We start from the raw sequence: 20,598 nt of genomic DNA, 5'->3' as shown, positions 1-20,598 counted from the left end.
TTTAGAACTTGTGATAGGCTTTCATAAATTCATAGGAAGAAAAAGTGGCTGTATAGCCTCCAACCTTTAAGTAAATTTCTATTTCATTTTGAAAGAGATTTAGCAGAGTTCTAACTTCACTTTCAGGGAGAAGAAAACGCTGATTTCCTTTCAAGGGCAATGCGTACAGGGTGTATTCACTATTAACAGTGGAAACTGTAAAGGTGAGAGAATCTTCAAAATCGCATCGTTTGAGAATAGCCGGAGACAAAACATCTAAATAGCCGTACATTCCTCCCGCCGTTTTAATAAACTCAAGTCTGAGATTCTGACAAAGACCTTGTTCCCAAGAAGATATTTTTCGAGAAGACATGGAGGGGCATACACCGTTTATGCAGTCGATATCCCAAACGCGGCAAGGTTCTACGCAAGAAATAAAAAAAAGGAAGAGGCATGGAGATGCCTTTTCCTTAAATTTGAAGAGAAAATCAAACAAGATTAATTGCTGTGGCTATGGCCGTTGTGCGAGTTCTGAACTGCGATGGCAATAATAGCAATCAATGCTATAGTTCCAAGGGCAACACAAGGCGCGATGCAAGGTGCTCTTCGGCATTCTTCATACCCGCAGCCGCCAGTAGTTTCGTAGCAGCCGGCTTTTGCAGTCGAAGTCGATAATAACATTGTCGCGATGGCTGTACATGCAACGAGTTTTTTTAGCATTTTCATTGCGGAACTCCTTTAAAACTTTATAAAATTTAAAATTTGCTTTTGATTGATACTTATTTCATAGAAAATATTTTTTAGCAATTTTTTTTTCCTATGGATCTTCTTTCGATAAAAGCGAAAGAGATTATTTTATTTAAGTGGCTTATCATCAGTCTTAGAAAGATCTATTTAACAAATTGGATTTTGCTTTCTCAAGATACTTTGATTGCCATTCTTCTCCGAAAGTTACGAAACTATTCATAAATTTTTCTTTAAAAGGCATCCACACTTCATTTTGAAATTCGGGATTGTCAAAAAGATTCTCTCTTTCTTTCCTGTCGGATAGGTTGATTTGTTTTTGTTTGGCAAGGGAAACAAAGGACCCTTCCAATTTATTTTGAAGTTGGCTGAGTTCTGTTTTTTTCTCTTCATTTGCAATAACATCGTTATGGTTATCAGCAAAATTAAGAGATTTCATCGATGCAAAAAATTCTTTATAGTACTTGGCAAATTCCTCTTTTAAGGCTGCAGCAGTTAATATATAGGCAGTCCCGGCTTTTATAAGGATGACATGCATCATGCGGATATGACCCCATTCAGTTTCAGCGTCTACTTGTGATAGGCTCGCTTGCCCTGCAGCAGTGTCTATTTTTCCAAGATCCTTCCATGCAGCTCCGTGAGAGCTATTAATTTCTTTTATCATGTTCAGGTAATCTTTAAGAGTGCCGGAAAAGCTTTCCGTTCCCAAATTGATGGAGGGTGGAAAAGTTTGACTGCCTTGCCCCACGACCATAAATTTGACGCTTTTAGGAAGATCTTTCGGGTTAACGGATCTCCAACCTTTAGGGGGGGTAAAAGTCACGTAAAGCGAAGATTCTTCAATAGCGGTTTGATTCATCTGATCCGCTTCAACGGAAGAGAGCTTTCCAAGAAAAGCAAGAGTGCTTCCGATTAATAAAATAGTTCCTTTTTTCAGCATGGATACTTCCTAAGGCTTTGGTTCATTTGTTTTTTTAACTATCGATAGAGTTGGAATAAGGATTATTTATTGCTTTCAGTTTTATCGATCGGCAACAAAAATGCTTAACATTTTATGCATTTTCTTGAAATGATTTTCGAACAAACAGCATGAAACCCTACGTCGAATAGGGGTCTTAAAACTATGCAGTCGTAATGAAGAGGCAAAAGGCGGGTCCTTTACCTTAAATTTATAAAATTAATTTTATATATTAGGGTAAATGAAAGAACGTAGTTAGGGTTAGTGTATTTTGAAGCTGCTTTTTTTTAAAATCGGTAAAAAAATGACCGAATAATTACCATTTTAATAAAAAAAGTAAAAAGCATTGTTTTTTTACTTGAATGATAACCTCTTGTAGAAGGTATACTATAATTTCATTTAAATGGTGGGCAAGTCAACAGCTTAAGTTGTTGTTGTATAAGGCCATTTTCCTTAAGAAGTTCTAATAAGAGGTAAATGTGAAAACATTTGATAATGCACAAGATAAAATTCAGCAAATCAGTGATCAGCTAAAGAAAGAAACGCTTGAGCCTGCAGAAACGCTTGCCAAAGAAATTATTAGAGACGCTGAGGAAAAAGCTAAAAAAATTATTGCCGAAGGTGAAAAAGAAAAAAATAGACTTATTCAGGAAGGCCGGCAAGCCATAGAAAAAGAAAGAAATGTCTTTAAATCTTCTCTTTTGCAGGCTTCATCGCAAAGCATCGAAGCTCTAAAGCAAGCAGTGTTAAATGAAATTTTTGATAAAGAGCTAGACTCTCAAGTAAAAGCCTATTCCAAAAAGCCTGATGTGATTGCAAAAATTATTAAAGCCCTTGTTTCGGCGTTAGAAAAAGAAGGCATTCACTCAAAACTTGAAGTTATTATTCCAAAAGAAGTTCCAAGTAAAGAAGTCGTAATGCATCTTGCGGATCATGCTTTAAAAAAATTAGAAAACGGACCGATTTCCTTAGGGGAGTTTGAAGGCGGCGTTAAGATAAAACTTCTAGGTAAGGAAATCACTTTTGATGTTACGGATCAATCCCTAAAAGAACTGATCTCATCTTATACCCCTAAAGATTTTAGAGAATTAATTTTCCAAACTAAAGCGGATAAAGAATGACCCAGTATTTTTTCTTAGGATCTCTTTTACCTCCTCTCGAATTCGGGACAATCCCGGAAATGAGCTATAAGGAGCTAGTCGTTTATCTTGAAACAAACCTTTCAAAAGAAGATCAAAAGAAACTGCAAGTCCTTCGTCGGCTAATTGATCTTTATTACCTTCGCTCTTTTTGGAAGGAAGAAAAAATCGGGGAAAAAGGAAACTTCAATGAAAATGAACTTGAAGAAGCTCTTTTGACAAGAACCGGGTTTCCTGACTATGTCTATAATTTTTTGGAAAAGTATGAAAATACCGACGAGAGGTTGAAACACTTCTCCGAGCTATTAGCTGTTTTTTTCGACGAAGAAATTTCAAAAAATGACGGATTTTTAAGGAAGTTTTTACAGCTCGAAAGAGAGTCTCGCCTTGTGATGATGGCTTTTCGAGCCAAACGCTATAATAGAGATTTGATTAATGAACTTCAATTTGAAGACCCGAATGATGAAATCGTAGCTGAGATTATTTCCCAAAAAGATGCTCCATCTTTTGAGCCGCCCGACAAGTACATTGAATTAAAATCTATTTTTGAAGAGTACGGTGAAGACCCTATCAAATTAGAGCAGCACTTTCTTAAATGGAAATTTGAAAAAATCCAAGAGATGCAAGGGGTGGAACTTTTCTCTATAGATAGCCTATTAGGTTATGTAGCCCGTCTTTTCTTTGTTGAAAAGTGGAATGAATTAAATCAAGAACAAGGTCTGAAAATTTTGGACAGCCTATTGAAGGAAGCAAAATGACTCAAGTAAGCGAAGAAAAAAAATCAAGCCATGCCAAAGGAACTGTCGTTAAAGCTTTCGGTAACCTTCTGCAAGTTGAATTTGAAGGTTCTGTTCGCCAAGGTGAAGTTGCCATGGTCGAGTTAAATGGACTTGGCTTAAAAGCGGAAGTGATTGAAATTGCCGGTAAAGAAGTGAAAATCCAAGTTTTTGAAGATACTAGAGAGGTTCAGCTTGGAACGAAAGTGAGTTTTACCGGGCACTTGCTGGAAGCAGAACTTGGGCCTGGTCTTTTAACCTCAGTTTTTGACGGCTTGCAAAACCCTCTTGAAGATGTAGCTGATAGAGCCGGTCTTTTTCTTCCAAGGGGGATTTATCTCAATGCCTTAAATCGAAGTAAGCATTGGGACTTTGAACCGAAGGTGGAAGTTGGCGCCACGGTGAGGAGAGGCGATTTTCTTGGCGTGACAATGGAAGAGCGCTTTCACCATTATATCATGGTTCCTTTTTCTTTTTATGGGCAATATAAAGTAGAGTGGGTTACTCCCGCAGGTTCTTATACAGTTGACAAAGTAATTGCTAAAATCAGAGGCCAAGACGGAAAGCTCCATGAGATCACAATGGTCCAGAAATGGCCCATTAAAAATGCTTTGCAACAAGGCGAGAAAGTAAAAACCCAAAAGATGATGGAAACGGGTCTTCGTATTTTGGATACGCAGTTTCCTGTGATGAAAGGCGGAACTTTCTGCACTCCAGGGCCTTTTGGAGCCGGTAAAACGGTTCTTCAACACCACCTTTCAAAGTACTCGACCGTGGATATTGTAGTTGTTTGCGCCTGCGGTGAAAGAGCGGGCGAGGTCGTTGAGATATTAAAGGAGTTTCCGCATTTAACAGATCCCCATACAGGCGAGTCTTTAATGCGAAGAACTGTAATCATTTGCAACACTTCTTCCATGCCTGTTGCAGCGCGAGAATCTTCAATTTATCTTGGAATGACGATTGCTGAATACTATCGCCAAATGGGTCTTGATGTACTACTCTTAGCGGATTCAACCTCACGTTGGGCGCAAGCGCTTCGTGAAATGTCAGGTCGCCTTGAAGAAATCCCGGGGGAAGAAGCGTTTCCCGCGTACTTAGCCTCAAGAATTGCTGAATTCTATGAAAGATCCGGGGTTCTTGAACTTAAGCAAACCCCGAAAAATGGGTCTGTGACAGTAGGCGGCGCGGTGTCGCCTGCCGGAGGAAACTTTGAAGAGCCGGTCACACAGTCTACCTTAGCTGTCGTTGGCGCTTTTCTTGGATTATCAAGAGAAAGATCCGATTCCAGAAGATATCCTGCTATCGACCCTTTGATTTCCTGGTCTTCTTATATTGAAGATGTTTCAGAAGAGTTATCCTCTCAAATGGAAGGATGGGATAAGGCTGTGAAAAGAGCCCTTTACTTCCTGAAAAAAGGGGACGAAATCGGAAAGCGAATGGCGGTCGTCGGTGAAGAGGGAACAGCTCTTGAAGATCTTGTCACCTATCTTAAAGGGGAACTCTACGACTTTTGCTACTTGCAGCAAAATGCCTTTGATAAAATTGATGCTTACTGCCCAATGGAGAGACAGGTGCCTCTTTTTGGCTTGATACAGCGAATTTTTGAAAAGCCATTCTTCTTTAAAACTCATGATGAAGCAAGAGAGTACTTCCTTCTACTTCAGACAAAAATTAAAAACCTAAACTATCTTCCTTTCAAATCAGCTGAATACTACTCTCATATGGAAGAAATTGAAACTTTATTAAATAAGAATGACTAAAATGTGTTGGCCCATCCTTAAGAAAAAAGGTCTTTTAATAGTATGAAAACAGTTTATGATAGAATTCACGATATGAGGGGAAACCTCATAAAAGTCAGGGCAAAAGATGTGGGGCTCGGCGAACTTGCAAGAATTGACTTAAGCGATGGGAGAAACATTTATGCTTCTGTCTTAAGAATTGACGGAGATGAAGTGACTTTGCAAGTTTTTCAAAACACAAGAGGGATTTCAACCGGGGACAAAGTCACTTTTCTTTCAAGGCAAATGCAAGGGACTTATGGAAAAAGTTTGCTTGGAAGAAGGCTTAAAGGAACAGGAGAGCCAATTGATGGCGGCCCGAGCATTGTTGGTGAAAAAATTGATATAGGTCAGCCCTCTTTTAATCCTACAAGACGTATTGTTCCAAAAGAGATGGTTCGGACAAACATTCCGATGATCGATGTTTTTAACTGTCTTGTGAAATCCCAGAAAATCCCTATTTTCTCAATTCCCGGGGAGCCCTACAATAATTTGCTCATGAGGATAGCTAACCAAACAGATGCGGATGTTGTTATTATTGGGGGAATGGGTCTAACTTTTGCAGACTATCAAGCCTTTATTGATAATGCCGAGCAGGCAGGGTCTTTAAATAAGACGGTGATGTTTGTTCATCGCGCTGTTGACCCGGCGGTAGAATGTATTCTTGTGCCGGACTTAGCTCTTGCAGCCGCAGAAAAATTTGCCATAGATGATAAGAATGTCCTAGTCCTTTTAACTGACATGACAGCTTTTGCAGATTCCATTAAAGAAATTGCCATTACAATGGATCAAGTCCCTTCTAATCGCGGCTATCCGGGCTCTTTATATTCCGATTTGGCGTCTCGTTATGAGAAAGCCGTCTCAATTGATGGAAGCGGCTCTATTACGATTATCACAGTGACTACAATGCCCGGAAATGATGTGACTCACCCGATTCCGGATAATACCGGCTACATCACGGAAGGCCAATTTTATTTGCATGGCGGAAGGATTGACCCTTTCGGCTCCCTTTCCCGATTAAAGCAAAACGTGATCGGAAAGACGACCCGGGAAGATCATGGAGACCTTGCAAATGCCATGATCCGTCTATATGCGGAATCCAAAAAGGCAAGAGAGCGTCAAAGCATGGGCTTTAAGCTTTCAAAATGGGATGAGAAGCTTCTTGCTTATTCCTATCTTTTTGAAAATAGGATGATGAATCTTGAAGTGAACTATACTCTTGAAGAAGCGCTTGATTTAGGTTGGGAGACACTAGCCGAGTGTTTTGATCCAAAAGAGGTCGGAATAAAAGAAAAGCTTGTTGAAAAATATTGGCCTAAAGAAAAAGCCTTAAACTCATAGGACCTGTCTTGGCAGATATAAAACTTACAAAAAATTCTTTAAGAGCCGAAGAAAAACGCTTAGATCTTTTGAAAAAGTACTTGCCGACCCTGCAATTAAAAAAAGCTTTACTGCAAATGGAAGTGCAAGAAGCAAAATTAGAGCTTCAAACTTTAAAGTCCGAGTTTGAAAAGCTTTACAAAGATGTCCAATCGTTTTCGGCGCTTTTTACCGATATTGAATCTATCGATCTTCAAGAAGCTGCCAAAATTCAAGCGGTAGAAAAAGGCTATGATAATATTGCAGGAGTGGAAGTTCCCGTTTTTAAAAATATTGAATTTGCTCCCTTCGAGTATAGCTTGTTTGAAGCCCCTGTTTGGGTAGATCCGGCTATTGCTAGAATGAGAAAAGTATCTGAGCAAAAAGCAAGGCTTGAAATAGCTGAAGAAAAAAAGCAAGCGCTTGAAAAAGAGCTTCGGGAAGTTTCAATAAGGGTCAATCTTTTTGAAAAAGTCCTTATCCCGGAAGCTTTTGCCAACATTAAAAAGATAAAAGTATTTTTAGGCGATCAAGACCTTGCGGCTGTAGCCAGAGCTAAAAAAGCCAAAAATAAAATTGAACAAAGAAAACTCCTCTCTAAGTTAAAAAGCGTGCATTAAGCTTATGCGAATAGATGTTAAAAAGTTTTTATTTATAGGTCCAATCGATCTCAAGAAAACCTTTTTTGAAAAGGCTCAAGACCTTGGCATTATCGATTTTATTGATGCGTCAAAGAAAAGAGGGAAGGACTTTCCCGAAAACATACAGCGCATCCTTCAAGCCATTAAGGTTTTACGCGGGCTTCCTGTTGCCGAGCAAGAAGAGCTTACGGACGATTCAAAAGCTGACTCTATTGTCTCTGCTATCCTTAACCTTAAGCATGAAAAAGAAAAAAAAGAAGAAGAGTTTAGAACCCTTCGTTTGGAAATTGCGCGTGTAGCCCCTTTTGGAAAGTTTTCCCTTAAAGATATTGAGTTTATAGAAAAAAAAGGGCGCCGCCACATCCAATTCTTTTCCTCAAAAAAAATAGGTCGGGAGGATCTGCCGGAAGACGTCATTTATATCGGCACAGATATGGGACTTAATTATTTTATCTCTATCTCAAAGGAAAAAAGAACCTTTGATAATATGATCGAGATGAAAATCGATAGGCCTGTGGATGAGCTTTTAGAAAGAAAACATGAAGTTGAAAAAGAATTAGTTTCTCTTGAGGAAAAATTAAAAAGTTATTCTAAATATAACACCCTTCTTCATCATGATTTAACCTATAAATTAAATTCGTTCCACCTTAAGTCTGCCGAATCAATTTCTCAAGATGAGTTAAATGGCCTCCTTTTCGCGGTCACGGGATGGGTTCCTAAAAATAAAGTAAAAGAACTTCAATCCATCGCCGATAAGCTAAATATTCATTATGAAGAAGTCGCCATTGAAGCAAATGACGTTATACCGACTTATTTAGAGAATCGAGGCTTAAATAAAATTGGAGAGGATTTAGTTCATATTTATGATACTCCCTCTCCTATCGATCGAGACCCTTCTGCTTGGGTTTTACTTTTCTTTGCCATGTTTTTTGCTTTTATTGTCGGAGATGGCGGCTATGGACTTATACTTTTGTGCGCAAGCCTCTACGTTCAATATCGCTATAAACCGACAAGGGATTTGCCAAAACGCCTTATGAAATTGAGTTTCATCCTTGCCGGAGCCTGCATTGTCTGGGGACTTATGACAACCTCTTTCTTTGGAATACCCATTTCGCTTGAGAGCCCGATTAGAAAAGTTTCCTTAATCACAAAGCTCACAGAAAAGAAAATAGCTTTTCAATGGGAAACGAAAGATGAAACGTATCAAGAATGGGTAAAAACCCATCCTCAAACGGCTAACTTGAAAGACCCGAGAAAGATTATTGAAGCCACTAAAAGTGAAGATTTAAGAGGGGTTATCTCCCATCCGCTATTTGACAAAACAGCCAATGGCATTTTGGCGGAATTGGCTCTTTTAATCGGTATTATCCACATTATTTTGTCGATGACCCGCTATATTGATAGAAATTGGGCCTGGTTTGGTTGGATTTTAGCAATTATCGGCGGGTATCTTTATTTCCCTGAATATTTGAAGACGCCCTCTATGCTTAATTACCTTGCCGGTTTTGATCGGGGCAGCTTAGCTACAAATGGTCTTATTTTGCTTGGTAGCGGCACGGCTATTGCCGTCTTTTTAAGCTTAATTCAAAATAAGTTGATGGGAATGCTTGAGATAATGACCCTCGTACAAATTTTTGCTGATATTCTTTCTTATCTTCGTCTTTATGCCCTTGGGCTTGCCGGAGGAATAGTCAGCTCTACAGTCAATGAACTTGCCGGATCGGTATTTTTTATAGCCGGAATTTTCATTATTTTGCTCGGGCATGTGATCAACATTGCTTTGGCTATAATGGGCGGGGTTATTCACGGGCTTCGTCTTAATTTCTTGGAATGGTACCACTATTCCTTTTACGGAGGCGGAAAACCGTTCCGTCCATTAGAAAATATAAAAGTTGAATAAATGAATTAGGAGCTACAAAAATGAATTTTGATATGGCAGGGCCTGCATTGGCCTTAGGACTTGCTGCCATCGGAAGCAGCATCGGTTGCGGTATTGCCGGCATGGCTTCTCATGCTGTCATGAGCCGAGTTGAGGAAGGACATGGTAAGTTTATCGGTATGGCTGCAGCCCCATCTTCTCAGGTTATCTATGGATTTATCCTTATGCTTTTAATGAGCCGGGCAATTCAAGATGGAACTCTTTCGCCTTTATCTGCCATTGCCATTGGCTTAGGTTCGGGAGCTGCTATCATGGTATCAGCTATTTATCAAGGAATGGCTTGTGCCACCGGCATCCAAGCCTCTGCAAAACAACCTGCCGTATTTGGAAAATGCTTTGCAGCGATTGGTATTATTGAATCTTTTGCGCTTTTTGCGCTTGTGTTCGCGCTTCTTATCATCTAAAAATGGTTACCCGTGATTAGCTAAATTAATCACGGGTAGTCTTAGGTCCTAATCGAACTTAAATTCGTCAGCCACTTTCGGGTCTTCAAACTCAATTAGTCGTGTCCACAAAAGATGCTGTTTAACGAGCATAACCTCGTCATCTTTGATCAACTCAGCTTTCCATGCCAGAATTCCGCAGGTTGAAAAATATTGCTCATCGGCAAGCTCAAAGATATGTTGGCCGCGAGATTTAATTAAAAAGATTTCAGAAAAACCTTCTGTTTGATTTTTATATCTAAAATAAAGCGCAATTTTCCATGTTCCCAGATCAAAAATAGGTTCTTCAAGACGCCACTGAATGACTACTCTTTGTCCGACAGGCATCAATACAAGCCTTGGATCAGGCGTTCCGACATGATAGCTTGCAAGCTGCTCTTTGCTAATATATTCAAGATGCACTTGAAAAGGGGATCTTGTGCAAGAAAATACAGTCATTAGACTTAAGAGTTGAAAAGCTTTAATTATATATGAGATTTGGCTCTTGATATGAGGTTTCACAATCGTTCCATGAAGTAAATTCAGGCTTATCTCCTTTAAGAAAGCGATAGCCTTGGTTGATAAGCGTTTCAGCAGATTCATAATCCAAACAAGGGTCCGTTAAAGAAACGCCATATTTCAACTCATTTAAAGAATCGGGCAAATCTTGACGCCCCTCATGAAGATGACTTTCAAGGATAAGTCCTTTAATTTCTATTCTGCCTTGCTTCACTTGGCTTAAAGCAGACTGGAAAACTGTGATTTGACCGAGATGTTGTTTGCTCGAATTCCCATGAGAGCAATCGATAAGGAGGCTTTCATTTAAGTCAGCCTCTTTTAATAGATTTAAGGCTTTTTCAACCGATTCCGGGAAATAATTCGCGCCAAGAGTCGTGCTTCCTCTTAAAACAATATGGGAAAAAGGATTTCCCGAGGATTTTTTACGAACGACCCGGCCTGTTTCTGAAATAGAGATAAAGGTATGCGGCGCCCTTGCTACTTGAGCTCCATTAACCGCAATTTGCATATTGCCATCTGTGCTATTTTTAAAAGCTATCGGCATGGGCAAAGAAGATGCAAGTTCCCGATGAACCTGAGATTCGGAAGTCCTGGCTCCTATGCATCCCCAGGAGACAAAATCGCTTAAATAGGAAGCTGTCACCCCATTTAAAAACTCGGCTGCAATCGGGATATCCAATTCTGCAATTTTTTTTAAAAGGGATCTTGTTTTTCGAAGACCTGTTGCAATGTCATGAGAGCCATCAAGTCCGGGGTCATAAAGAAGACCTTTCCAACCTAAAAGCGACCTTGGTTTTTCAAAATAGACACGCATTGCAATTTTAAAGACGTCAGAAACTTCATTTTTTAATTTTTTTAGACGTTTTGCAAACTCAAGGACTGAGGATTCATCATGAATAGAACAGGGACCTACAATGAGTAAAAGAGAATTGCTTTTTCCACTTAAAATAGCTTCAATCTCTTTTCTATGGGCATTGATAGATTCTTTGCATTCAGCCGAGAGAGGGATTTCTTCTTTAATGGATTGAGGAGAAGGAAGATAATCCTCTTCTGAAAAATAAGTCTTATCTATTGTCATAAGTCAGTCAAGATTTTTTTGGTTTAGTAAAAAGTCGAGAGTCTTAAAAAATTTCTTAAAAGAGGTTCTAAATCTTGAACCCATGCGCTTTTTTCAGTATCTTCTTAAGAACTGATCAACTCAAGTAAAACTTTTGGTAATTTAAAAAAATTCCAAGGGCTTCCAAGTTAACTAGAATTTTAGAGAAAAACGTACATGATGACAGCTTCTTGTTTCTTAAATAACGCAACAAAACCTTCATTTCTTTTTAAAGGAGAAGGTGAAAACCTGATTATAAAGGAAGTTTCGGAAGAAGCTTTTCTTTTCGCGAAAAGGTGTCTAAAACTTGCTAAAAATAGCGGAAGGAAAAATGATTTTTTATCTCGATTTCAAGCCGTGTGCTCTTTTCGAATTCTTTGGATGATGAGAGAAGGGGAGCGTTTTTTTTTAAATGAAGGCACTTCCATTGAAATCCCAAAGTGGTGTCTTGATCTTAAAGAAACAGAGGATCGTATGGAGGATTTATCCGCCCTTGGATTCAACGCGCTATTACTTGGAATTAGCAAGCAAGCAACAGATAGCAAAAATTCTTTTGATTTCGAGCCCTTTATTAAAATTCTAAAGCGCTATTCCATTAAACTTATTCTTAATGTTTCTCTTGAAAGCTGCCAAACAAAGGAGGAGATTCAATTTAACCTTCCGGATGAGACGGCTTTATTTTGGGAAGCCGGAAGCTTAAACCCCTTTCTGGCTCCTTCTGAAGTAAGGGAATTTTTACAAAGCGAGCTTTTATTAAAAGAAGTTTCCTTTCTTTTAGAAAAGGTAGGGGACAAAAGAGAAATATTTTTTTATCTTAAAGAGGGATCGCTTGGCGTAAAAGCTGTTAAAGATTTTTGTTTAGACTTGCCCTCAAATGTTATAGTTGTTTTTTCAGAAAGAGAAGGTTTGCCATGGGAAGACCATCACCTTGCTCACTCGTTTTGGGATGAGTTATCCAAATCAAGAGAATCTCTTGGAGTACCCTTAATCCCAATTATTAATTCTGGCGGAATAAATCAAGGCAGCGGACTTTGGCCGAATTTGGCTTTTAATGGGTTCGATGAGTTCCAACAAAAAAAAGATAAGCAGTTTTTAAAAGGGATGATATCTCTCTCTCATGATATTCCAAAACCGGGTTCATTCCTTGACTTAGCTCTTTTTTATGCCTCTTCTTATGCCTGGGGAATTCCATCAAAGCCGATACTTGAAGGATGGCTTTTAACTTATAGCCAAATAGAAGACATTAAAGGTCTAGTTAAGGAGCTTGAGAGAGTGAGAGAACTGATTGTTAATTTTTCAGAAGTGAAATCGATTGCTTATAAAGGCGAGGATGAAACAGTGGAAACTTCTCGTCTTATCCTCTATGAAATGATCTCAAAGATAAATCGATTGCAAAAATCGATGCCCCTTTATTCTAGCGATGCAAAAATTACGGCCTATTTCTTATTCTTCTTAAAAGACCTTAAATTTTTTATTAATAGCCATGCAGGCTTATTAAAAATACCGGCGCGTGATTTATGGCAGAATCAAGATAAAAGCCCGTCATTCTTTACAGATTCCAAGTTCGATGAAAACAATAAAAAAAACAGTAAACCTCATTTTTTAAAAAAGCCAAATTTAATTCTTGAAGACCCAGAAGCCATACGCATTCTCAAAGAGTCTAGGTGGGCTTGAAAAGCCTTGTTAATATTTTGGCTTAAAGGTTAATATCCTTCTTGTGTAATAGCTAAAAAGGTTTTTTAATGTTAAAATTTTTTTTACTTGCAGCATCTTGTTTAAGTTTCACTTTTTTGATGGCAGATGATCTCCCGCCGAATTTAGACACCAAAGAAATCGGAAGGTATCAATTAACAACAGTGGTAGTGGATAAGATGCACGATATTCGTCATTATCTTTTAGATACACGCACAGGACAAGTGTGGGAAAGCAAATTGCATTGGATGGAGCGTGAGAGCTGGAAGCCATATCTTCTTCCTCCCGCTTCTTCTGAAGCGGTCTCAAAATAGCGGCTTAAACAAAAATTTTATGGAGCTTGATACCCCGGGTATCAAGCTCTTCTAGCCAATGATCCTCATTGGCGCTCAAGTATTCTTTAGATCCCTTTATAGCGCACTCATTATCATAAAAAACAGATACTTCAGCCGAAGAGGCCATTTTATCGGTATTGATAGTCAACCTTTGAATTAACGGAAGTAAAAGAATATTTAAAGCAACAAGGGAGACAAGATGGGCCAAGCTTGCCAGGAAAAGTGATGAAGCGATCCCAAGAACCGAAAGAGTTCCTATCAATAACCCTATGGCAAGAGCTGTTGGAATAATTTGAATCGCCCCAAAAGTAATATTTTTTAAACCTAGCATTCCTCTTGCTAAGGATAATTTAAATAGACCCGCTGCAAGATCCGCAATGCCGGCTAGAACGCGATATAAGCCAATAAAGCTGCCTGCTATTGGAAGATGCGCCCAATTATTTAAGGGCCTGCTAAAAACTATGACTCTAGGCTTTGGATCGTTGGAACAAGAACAAACATCCAAAGGGGGGTCCATGATTCTTAGAGAAATCAAATCATAGTTTGGAGAAAATGAGTTCATTTAAGGGCTTTATTTTTTTGTTTTCTTCTTTTCTTTTTTAGCGTGAAACTGATGCTCTTCAGTTGAATTCTTAAGCGCTTTTGTGCTGATGTTATCCCCATGGATCGCTGTCATAATTTCATCAAAATAACCGGTTCCAACAAATTGCTGATGCTTGATGGCGGAATACCCCAATTTTTCAAGTTCAAATTCTTTTTCTTGAAGGCGTGAATACGCCCTCATACCCTCTTTCTGATAGGCATTGGCAAGCTCAAACATACTGGCGTTGATCGCATGGAAACCTGCGAGTGTCACAAATTGGAATTTGTATCCCATTTCAGCTAGTTTTTCCTGAAAGGTTCTCATTTTTTTCTCATCTAAATGCATTTTCCAATTAAAGGACGGAGAGCAGTTGTAAGCAAGCCATTTGCCAGGAAATTTCTCATGAATCCCGGCCGCAAATTCCCGCGCTTCACCAAGATCCGGCATTGAAGTTTCACACCAAATCATGTCGCTATAAGGAGCGAAACTAATGCCCCTTTCAACGGTTTGTTCCATAGAAGGCTCATAGTAGTAATAGCCTTCGGGGGATCGTTTTCCGGTTAAGTATTTGGCATCTATCGCGTCGGAATCGGATCTCACCATATTGGCTGTAAAAGAATCGGTTCTAGCGATAATAATAATAGGAACTCCCATGATGTCGCTTGCAAATCTTGCTGTGATCAATTTGGTGATAAATTCGCTTACCGGTACAAGTACTTTCCCGCCCATATGACCGCATTTTTTCAAAGAGGATAATTGATCTTCAAGGTGAACTGCGGCAGCTCCTTCCTCGATCATAGCTTTTATAAGCTCATAGGTGTTGATCGGCCCTCCAAAACCTGCTTCCGCATCAGCCACAATGGGTACATACCAATCCCTTTTTAATTTTCCATTCGCAAATTCTATTTCATCTTGTCTTTTAAGGGCTTTATAAATTCTTCTAATCAATTTTGGAACACTTAAGACAGGGTAAAGCGACTGGTCAGGGTAAGTTTCCAAGCTTTCGTTCATATCGCCCGCAACTTGCCAGCCTGACACATAAATGGCTTTTAAGCCTGCCTGAACTTGCTGAACCGCTTGGCTACCGGTTTCTGCTCCAAGTGAGCGAATGAAAGTTTCATCTTTGAGTAATCGATATAATTTTTCAGCGCCAAGCCTTGCAAGAGTATGGTCAATTTGACGGGAGCCGCGAAGCCTTACAACATCCATTGCTTTATAGGTTCTTTTGATGCCTTTCCACCTTGGATCCTTGAGCCACTTTTTTTCCATTTCTTCAGCGTCTTTATTTATGAAGGCGTGCATAGCTTTCTCATGAGATTTTGTTAATTAAGGTATTTGTAGCAGTACGAGGTTAAAAAATCGGTGAAGGGCTCATTTTCAAAGAGCTCCTTCAAGCAAATAGAGGCTTGATTTAAAGCTTTTTTATGCGCTTCATTATCGTTAAAACGCTTTTCTAAAACTTTCTTTTCTTCGGCTAGAATTTTCTTTACAAAATCCAAAGTAATTTTAGGACCCTCTTTTAAAACGGCTTGGCTTCTTCTTAGCCATTGCCAGACTTGAGCTCTTGCAATTTCTGCAGTTGCGGCATCTTCCATAAGGTTATGGATGGCAACAGCTCCGACTCCAAGAAGCCAATAGGTTAGATATTCAAGAGAAACGGAAATATTTTGTCTTAAACCCTCTTCTGTAATGGAGCTATTTGGAATTTCAAAATCGAGCAGTTTACTGGCTTCTATTTCATTCTCTTCCAGTTTTTTATCTTTTTGGTGAGGCTTGGAAGCTAAACCTGCCTCGAAAACTTTTTTTGCGACGGGAACAAGATCGGGGTGCGCAACCCACGTGCCATCAAAGCCTTGGCTTACTTCTCTTAACTTATCTTCCTCAACTTTAAGAAGGGCTTTTTTATTAATTTCAGGGTCCTTTCGACTGGGTACAAAAGCCGCCATCCCTCCCATCGCGTGGGCCTCTCTTTTATGACAAACCCGGACGAGAGTTTCGGCATATGCTTTCATAAAAGGAACTGCCATTGTGATTTCTTTTCGGTCCGGGAAAACAAAATCTTCTCTTGTGCTAAACTTTTTTATAGCTGAAAAAATGTAATCCCACCTTCCGGCATTCAACCCAAGACAGCGCTCTTTAAGCTCAAAAAGGATTTCCTCCATTTCAAAAGCGGCTAGTATCGTTTCAATAAGAACAGTTACTTTGATAGACCCTTTTGGTAATTTTAAGGCTTCTTCAGTGTAATTAAAAACCTCATTCCAAAGCCTTGCTTCTAAATGGTTTTCCATTTTCGGCAGATAAAGATAAATATTGGACCCTTGATTGACTTTAACCTGTCCATTATGAAAAGCGAATAATCCAAAGTCAAAAAGCGAAGCTGAAATTTCTTCATTTCCAACAAGAAAGTGTTTCTCATTTAAGTGCCAGCCGCGTGGCCGAACGAAAAGGTGAGCCGTCGTTTCATTGAGTTGATAAACTTTGCCTTCAGGAGAGGTAAATTTGAGTCTTTTGGCTACAGCCTCTTTAAGGTTCGCTTGACCCTCTACCATGTTCTCAAAAGTCGGTGAATTGGCATCTTCAAAATCTGCCATAAAAACATCAGCCCCGGAATTCAACGCATTAATCACCATTTTTTTATCGGTTGGACCGGTTATTTCAACATGTCTTTTAAGCACTTCTTTTGGACAAGGAGCTACTTTCCAATTAGGATCATTTCTAATCCACTGAGTGGTAGTCAAAAAGTCTGGGTCATAGCCTAAATCGAGCTCTCTTTGTCTTTTTGAACGCATCTCCAAAAGAGCGAGTCTTTTTGACTGAAAATTCGAGTGAAGATTTGTTAAAAAATTAATCGCTTCTTTTGTTAAGATGGCAGGGCCATTTGGCAAATCGCTTTTAGTGATTTCTGTTTGAATCTTATTGGCAGACATGCAGCACCATAACTTAATTTATTGAATAGAAAAAAGCTCAAGCTATTTCAAGATTTAAGCTTAGTGAAACTCTTTAAGCCCTTTATATGAATTAACAAACTTTAACGGATCGATTCAAGGTTTAATTTTAAAATGGATTGTTTTTGTCATAGCGGAAAAAAATATAGTGAGTGCTGCGAACCTCATCATTCGGGCTTAATCCTTCCTGATTCTCTTAGCCTTATGAGATCTCGATATGCAGCTTACGCTAAGGGGCTATCGAATTATATCATCGCAACCACCCACCCCAAAAACCCAAGTTACAAAAGTAATAAGGAAAAATGGAAATCTGAAATTGACGGATTCTGCCGGAAAACTCGATTTAATGATTTAAAAATCATTGATAATCAAGAAGAAGGGTTAAATGGAATAGTCACATTCAAAGCTTATCTTGAACAAGAAGGGGAAAAGTACTGCCTTTTCGAAAAAAGCACGTTTGAAAAAGTGAATGGGAAATGGCTTTATAGGAAAGGGGAATTATTAACTGAGTAAGAGAGACACCCCTAGCGGTTAGGGGTGTCAAATAATCTAACGGCGGTGTCCGCCCCCGTGGTGTCCGCCACCGTGGTGGCCCCCATGATGCCCTTGGTGATGTTGCTGGTGATGCTGATTGTGATGCTGGTGATGCTGATTGTTATGATGGTTCCAATTATTATGATGATTCCAGTTGCCATCGTGATTCCAGTTGCCCGGATGGTTCCAATTTCCACCACGATACCCAGGTCCATAAACAGGCGTTCCGCCTTGATAATAAACTCCTCCAGTCCCGTTTTGATCGTAAATAACTGTTGGGTTCTCAAAACCGTCGTTATTAAAAGCCGGGGTCTGATAGCCTTCAGAAGAACTTGTGCTTGATCCGGAAGAGGGGTTGACGTTTACATTAACGGGCGCATCTGCAGCATTTAGAGCTGTAAATGTAAAAATAGCTGCGCTTAATAAAAAATGATGGAAGGATAAAACCTTTTTCATGGAGCCTCCAAATATTTACTACCTTTCAATTTTTACTTTAACATTTCTATAAATTGAAAAAATATTTTTTGAAAAAAAATTTTGGTTTTATCGTTTACAAGTCGGTTAAAACGAAATAATTTACTAATTATCAATAAGATAAAAAGAAAGACCCCTATTCCTTACGAAAAAAACCGTTTCTTGGCCAAAGCTTGCTTTTTTATAGACCGTCCCTTACTTTTTTTATTATATGATTCCAGGGAAAAAAGCTTAGAAAGCATTCTTATAGTTCTAAGTTTAAAAAAATTAGATAAAGTGAGTTCTTTAATGGAAGATTACGAGAAACTCGGCCTTTTCTATTTAGGAAAGGAAATAGAGTCGGAAGCTCCTTTCCTATTAGAATCGAAAGATTTTACAACTCACGCGGTATGCGTTGGGATGACAGGAAGCGGAAAGACCGGTCTTGGTATTATTTTACTTGAAGAAGCAGCCCTTGATGGAATTCCAGCCATTATCATAGATCCGAAAGGGGATATGGGGAATCTAATGCTTTCTTTTCCAGATCTTAAACCCGACGAATTCTTGCCCTGGGTCGATAGTGAAGCTGCCAAAAGAAAAGGGGAAACGCCCGAAAAGCTTGCAGAAGATATTAGCAAGACTTGGAAAAAAGGCTTGGAAGAATCTGATGAGCCATTAGCTCGCATAAAAAAATTTAAAGAAAGCATCGATATTACTATTTATACGCCCGGAAGTACAAGCGGGGTAAGTGTTTCAATTTTAAGTTCTTTTGAAGTTCCAAGCAAAGAGCTTTTCCAAGATAGCGGCGCTATTAGAGATAAGGTCTCATCCTTAACTACCGGGCTATTAAGTTTAATTGGAATTACAGAGGATGCCCTGACTAGCAAAGAGCACATTCTTATTTCTACAATTATCGATTACATTTGGAAAAGCGGCAAAAATCTCGACTTGCCTTCTCTTATCCAGTTCGTTGAAAAGCCCCCTTTTGAAAAAGTGGGTGTCTTTGATTTAAATACTTTTTTCCCTCCCAAAGAGCGTCTTGAGCTTTCCTTAAAACTTAATGCGCTTTTGGCTAGCCCAAGTTTTACCTCCTGGATGCAAGGTGAGCCTATCGATATTGCCAAAATGCTTTATACCAAAGAAGGCAAGCCAAAATTTTCTATTTTTTCAATTAACCACCTTGGCGACAAAGAAAGGATGTTTTTTGTCACGTTGCTTTTAAATGAAGTTATTGCCTGGACAAGAAAGCAAAGCGGGACAACAAGTCTTAGAGCTATTCTTTACATGGATGAAATTTTTGGCTTTTTTCCACCGATTGCTAATCCCCCCTCTAAAATTCCTATGCTGACATTGCTAAAACAGGCAAGAGCCTTTGGGGTGGGGTGTATCTTAGCTACGCAAAACCCGGTGGACCTCGATTACAAGGGCCTTTCGAATGCAGGGACGTGGTTTATTGGCAAAATGCAAACAGAAAGGGATAAACTTAGGGTTTTGGAAGGATTGAAAACCGCTTCTGATAATTTAGGAAGAGACACAAAGTCGATTGACACCCTCTTATCTTCAATTCCGAATAGAACGTTTCTTGTTAGAAGCATCTATCATGAGGCCCCAGTCGTATTTAAGACAAGGTTCACACTTTGTTATTTAAGAGGCCCCCTTTCTCTAACCGAAATTGCTAAGCTTATGAAGTCAAAAATTCAAAAAAATGAAGAAGGAAAAGAGCCTGCCTTAGACCCCCTAGATACAAAGAAAACAGGGTCTGTGACAAAGCCGCTTCTTTCCTCGCAAATTCAAGAGTTTTTCTTCCGATCTGACCAAACAGGCAATCATGTCACCTATAAACCTCTCGTAGCAGGTTTTGCTAAACTTCATTTTGTCGATGCCAAAAATGGAATTGATTATTGGAAAGATATCTCAATTGTTACAACTCTTACTAAAGATGGAACAGATGCCCTTTGGGGGGAGGGAAGCGAATATAAAGAACTTAGAGAAAGGATGGGTAATAAGCCGATTGATAATAGCTTTTTTGAAACCTTGAATGCGAACTTGATGCAAGAAAAAACTTATAAGTTTCTTGAAAAGACCTTTAGCTCCTGGCTTTATCAAAATTACAATGTGCCTCTTCTAAAAGCGCCTTCTTTAAAATTAACGGCCAAACAAGGGGAATCTGAAGAGGAGTTTAAAGCTAGGGTCGCCCATGCTTGCCGTGAAAAAAGAGATGAGATGATTGAAAACCTAAAAGCCCAATTCAATAAAAAGATCACACAACTGGAATCAAAGATTCAGAAGGCCGATGCCAAAGTAGCTAAAGAAAAAGAAGAAGCAAGCTTAAAAAAAGCTGAAACTTATGTTTCTATCGGGACTACGATATTAGGTTCTATATTCGGGAAAAAAAGCGTTACTAAAGGGACTATCACAGGAGCCGGCTCTTCCATACAAAAAGCGCGGCGTATGCAAAAACAAAATCAGGACGTGGAACAAGCAGAGGGTGAAAGCAGCAGCTATAAAGAAGAGCTCCAAAACCTTCAGTCTGATTTAGAGAGCCAAATTGCCGGGGTCTCTTTTAATTATAATGATGACCTTATCGAAAAAATAGAAATCAAGCCAAGAAAGAGCGATATAAATATTGAAAAAGTAATTTTACTTTGGTGGCCTATCTTTTCATAGAAAAAAAAAGGACCTTTCCCTATGTTGCCTTTAGGTAAA

The 20,598-nt window shown here is 39.1% G+C and carries 20 protein-coding genes; 11 read left to right on the top strand and 9 right to left on the bottom strand.

All coding sequences use genetic code 11. From position 1 onward, the window contains the following. Position 1: 1 nt before the first annotated feature. The 3 genes from CSEC_RS05805 to CSEC_RS12660 form a co-directional block, all read right to left on the bottom strand. Positions 2-352, bottom strand: coding sequence for a hypothetical protein (locus tag CSEC_RS05805; protein WP_154017638.1), 351 nt, complete (start codon positions 350-352; stop codon positions 2-4). A gap of 125 nt (positions 353-477) precedes the next feature. Beyond that, entirely contained in the window at positions 478-660 is a 183-nt protein-coding gene (locus CSEC_RS05800; RefSeq protein ID WP_237559213.1) for a hypothetical protein, read from the bottom strand. Between the two features lie 199 nt (positions 661-859). Then, positions 860-1,663, bottom strand: a complete 804-nt coding sequence (locus CSEC_RS12660) for a hypothetical protein (protein ID WP_053331822.1) — start codon at positions 1,661-1,663, stop codon at positions 860-862. Positions 1,664-2,160: 497 nt separating this feature from the next. Between CSEC_RS12660 and CSEC_RS05790 the strand changes: the two genes are divergently transcribed. The 7 genes from CSEC_RS05790 to CSEC_RS05760 are packed head-to-tail and all read left to right on the top strand — an operon-like array spanning position 2,161 to position 9,717. Beyond that, positions 2,161-2,802: a hypothetical protein gene (locus CSEC_RS05790; RefSeq protein WP_041017476.1), complete on the top strand. Its 642-nt coding sequence runs from the start codon at positions 2,161-2,163 to the stop codon at positions 2,800-2,802. Beyond that, a complete protein-coding gene (locus tag CSEC_RS05785) occupies positions 2,799-3,578 on the top strand; it encodes a DUF2764 family protein (protein ID WP_041017475.1) in 780 nt (259 codons plus the stop codon). Before CSEC_RS05790 ends, CSEC_RS05785 begins: the two co-directional genes overlap by 4 nt. Next, entirely contained in the window at positions 3,575-5,356 is a 1,782-nt protein-coding gene (locus CSEC_RS05780) for a V-type ATP synthase subunit A (RefSeq protein ID WP_041017474.1), read from the top strand. The genes CSEC_RS05785 and CSEC_RS05780 overlap by 4 nt, the downstream gene beginning before the upstream one ends. 42 nt (positions 5,357-5,398) lie before the next feature. Continuing rightward, positions 5,399-6,715 (top strand): V-type ATP synthase subunit B, encoded by a 1,317-nt coding sequence (locus CSEC_RS05775; protein WP_041017473.1) that lies wholly within the window; start codon positions 5,399-5,401, stop codon positions 6,713-6,715. Positions 6,716-6,723: 8 nt separating this feature from the next. Continuing rightward, entirely contained in the window at positions 6,724-7,353 is a 630-nt protein-coding gene (locus CSEC_RS05770; RefSeq protein ID WP_041017472.1) for a V-type ATP synthase subunit D, read from the top strand. Positions 7,354-7,357: 4 nt separating this feature from the next. Continuing rightward, on the top strand, positions 7,358-9,274 hold the full coding sequence (locus CSEC_RS05765) for a V-type ATP synthase subunit I domain-containing protein (protein ID WP_041017471.1): 1,917 nt from the start codon (positions 7,358-7,360) through the stop codon (positions 9,272-9,274). 20 nt (positions 9,275-9,294) lie between these two features. Then, positions 9,295-9,717 (top strand): ATP synthase subunit C, encoded by a 423-nt coding sequence (locus CSEC_RS05760; protein ID WP_041017470.1) that lies wholly within the window; start codon positions 9,295-9,297, stop codon positions 9,715-9,717. Between the two features lie 48 nt (positions 9,718-9,765). Here the strand turns inward: CSEC_RS05760 and CSEC_RS05755 are convergent, their stop codons facing one another. Further along, on the bottom strand, positions 9,766-10,194 hold the full coding sequence (locus CSEC_RS05755) for a hypothetical protein (RefSeq protein ID WP_154017637.1): 429 nt from the start codon (positions 10,192-10,194) through the stop codon (positions 9,766-9,768). Between the two features lie 22 nt (positions 10,195-10,216). After that, positions 10,217-11,332, bottom strand: coding sequence for a 3-deoxy-7-phosphoheptulonate synthase (locus CSEC_RS05750; RefSeq protein WP_053331821.1), 1,116 nt, complete (start codon positions 11,330-11,332; stop codon positions 10,217-10,219). 195 nt (positions 11,333-11,527) lie between these two features. On the opposite strand from CSEC_RS05750, the gene CSEC_RS05745 reads away from it, so the two are divergent. Both CSEC_RS05745 and CSEC_RS05740 read left to right on the top strand, forming a co-directional pair. After that, positions 11,528-13,024 carry a hypothetical protein gene (locus CSEC_RS05745; protein ID WP_041017468.1) on the top strand — a complete coding sequence of 499 codons (1,497 nt, stop codon included), beginning with the start codon at positions 11,528-11,530 and terminating at the stop codon, positions 13,022-13,024. A gap of 68 nt (positions 13,025-13,092) precedes the next feature. Further along, positions 13,093-13,356: a hypothetical protein gene (locus tag CSEC_RS05740; protein WP_041017467.1), complete on the top strand. Its 264-nt coding sequence runs from the start codon at positions 13,093-13,095 to the stop codon at positions 13,354-13,356. Positions 13,357-13,360: 4 nt separating this feature from the next. Here CSEC_RS05740 and CSEC_RS05735 read toward each other — a convergent pair whose 3' ends face one another. The 3 genes from CSEC_RS05735 to aceB are packed head-to-tail and all read right to left on the bottom strand — an operon-like array spanning position 13,361 to position 16,887. Continuing rightward, positions 13,361-13,939: a hypothetical protein gene (locus CSEC_RS05735; protein ID WP_041017466.1), complete on the bottom strand. Its 579-nt coding sequence runs from the start codon at positions 13,937-13,939 to the stop codon at positions 13,361-13,363. Positions 13,940-13,948: 9 nt separating this feature from the next. Next, positions 13,949-15,262: an isocitrate lyase gene (gene aceA, locus CSEC_RS05730; RefSeq protein ID WP_041017465.1), complete on the bottom strand. Its 1,314-nt coding sequence runs from the start codon at positions 15,260-15,262 to the stop codon at positions 13,949-13,951. 20 nt (positions 15,263-15,282) lie between these two features. Continuing rightward, positions 15,283-16,887, bottom strand: a complete 1,605-nt coding sequence (gene aceB / locus CSEC_RS05725) for a malate synthase A (RefSeq protein ID WP_053331820.1) — start codon at positions 16,885-16,887, stop codon at positions 15,283-15,285. Positions 16,888-17,019: 132 nt separating this feature from the next. Between aceB and CSEC_RS05720 the strand changes: the two genes are divergently transcribed. Further along, on the top strand, positions 17,020-17,418 hold the full coding sequence (locus tag CSEC_RS05720) for a YchJ family protein (protein WP_041017464.1): 399 nt from the start codon (positions 17,020-17,022) through the stop codon (positions 17,416-17,418). Positions 17,419-17,454: 36 nt separating this feature from the next. Here the strand turns inward: CSEC_RS05720 and CSEC_RS05715 are convergent, their stop codons facing one another. Beyond that, positions 17,455-17,895 (bottom strand): hypothetical protein, encoded by a 441-nt coding sequence (locus tag CSEC_RS05715; RefSeq protein ID WP_041017463.1) that lies wholly within the window; start codon positions 17,893-17,895, stop codon positions 17,455-17,457. A 306-nt stretch (positions 17,896-18,201) separates the two neighbouring features. On the opposite strand from CSEC_RS05715, the gene CSEC_RS05710 reads away from it, so the two are divergent. Further along, on the top strand, positions 18,202-20,559 hold the full coding sequence (locus CSEC_RS05710; protein ID WP_041017557.1) for a helicase HerA domain-containing protein: 2,358 nt from the start codon (positions 18,202-18,204) through the stop codon (positions 20,557-20,559). Positions 20,560-20,598 lie beyond the last annotated feature (39 nt).

Origin of the sequence: Criblamydia sequanensis CRIB-18 (assembly GCF_000750955.1) — a bacterium.
Taxonomy (GTDB): domain Bacteria; phylum Chlamydiota; class Chlamydiia; order Chlamydiales; family Criblamydiaceae; genus Criblamydia; species Criblamydia sequanensis.
The sequence above is the reverse complement of the archived record's forward strand: the minus strand, read 5'-3'. Positions and strand labels throughout refer to the sequence as shown.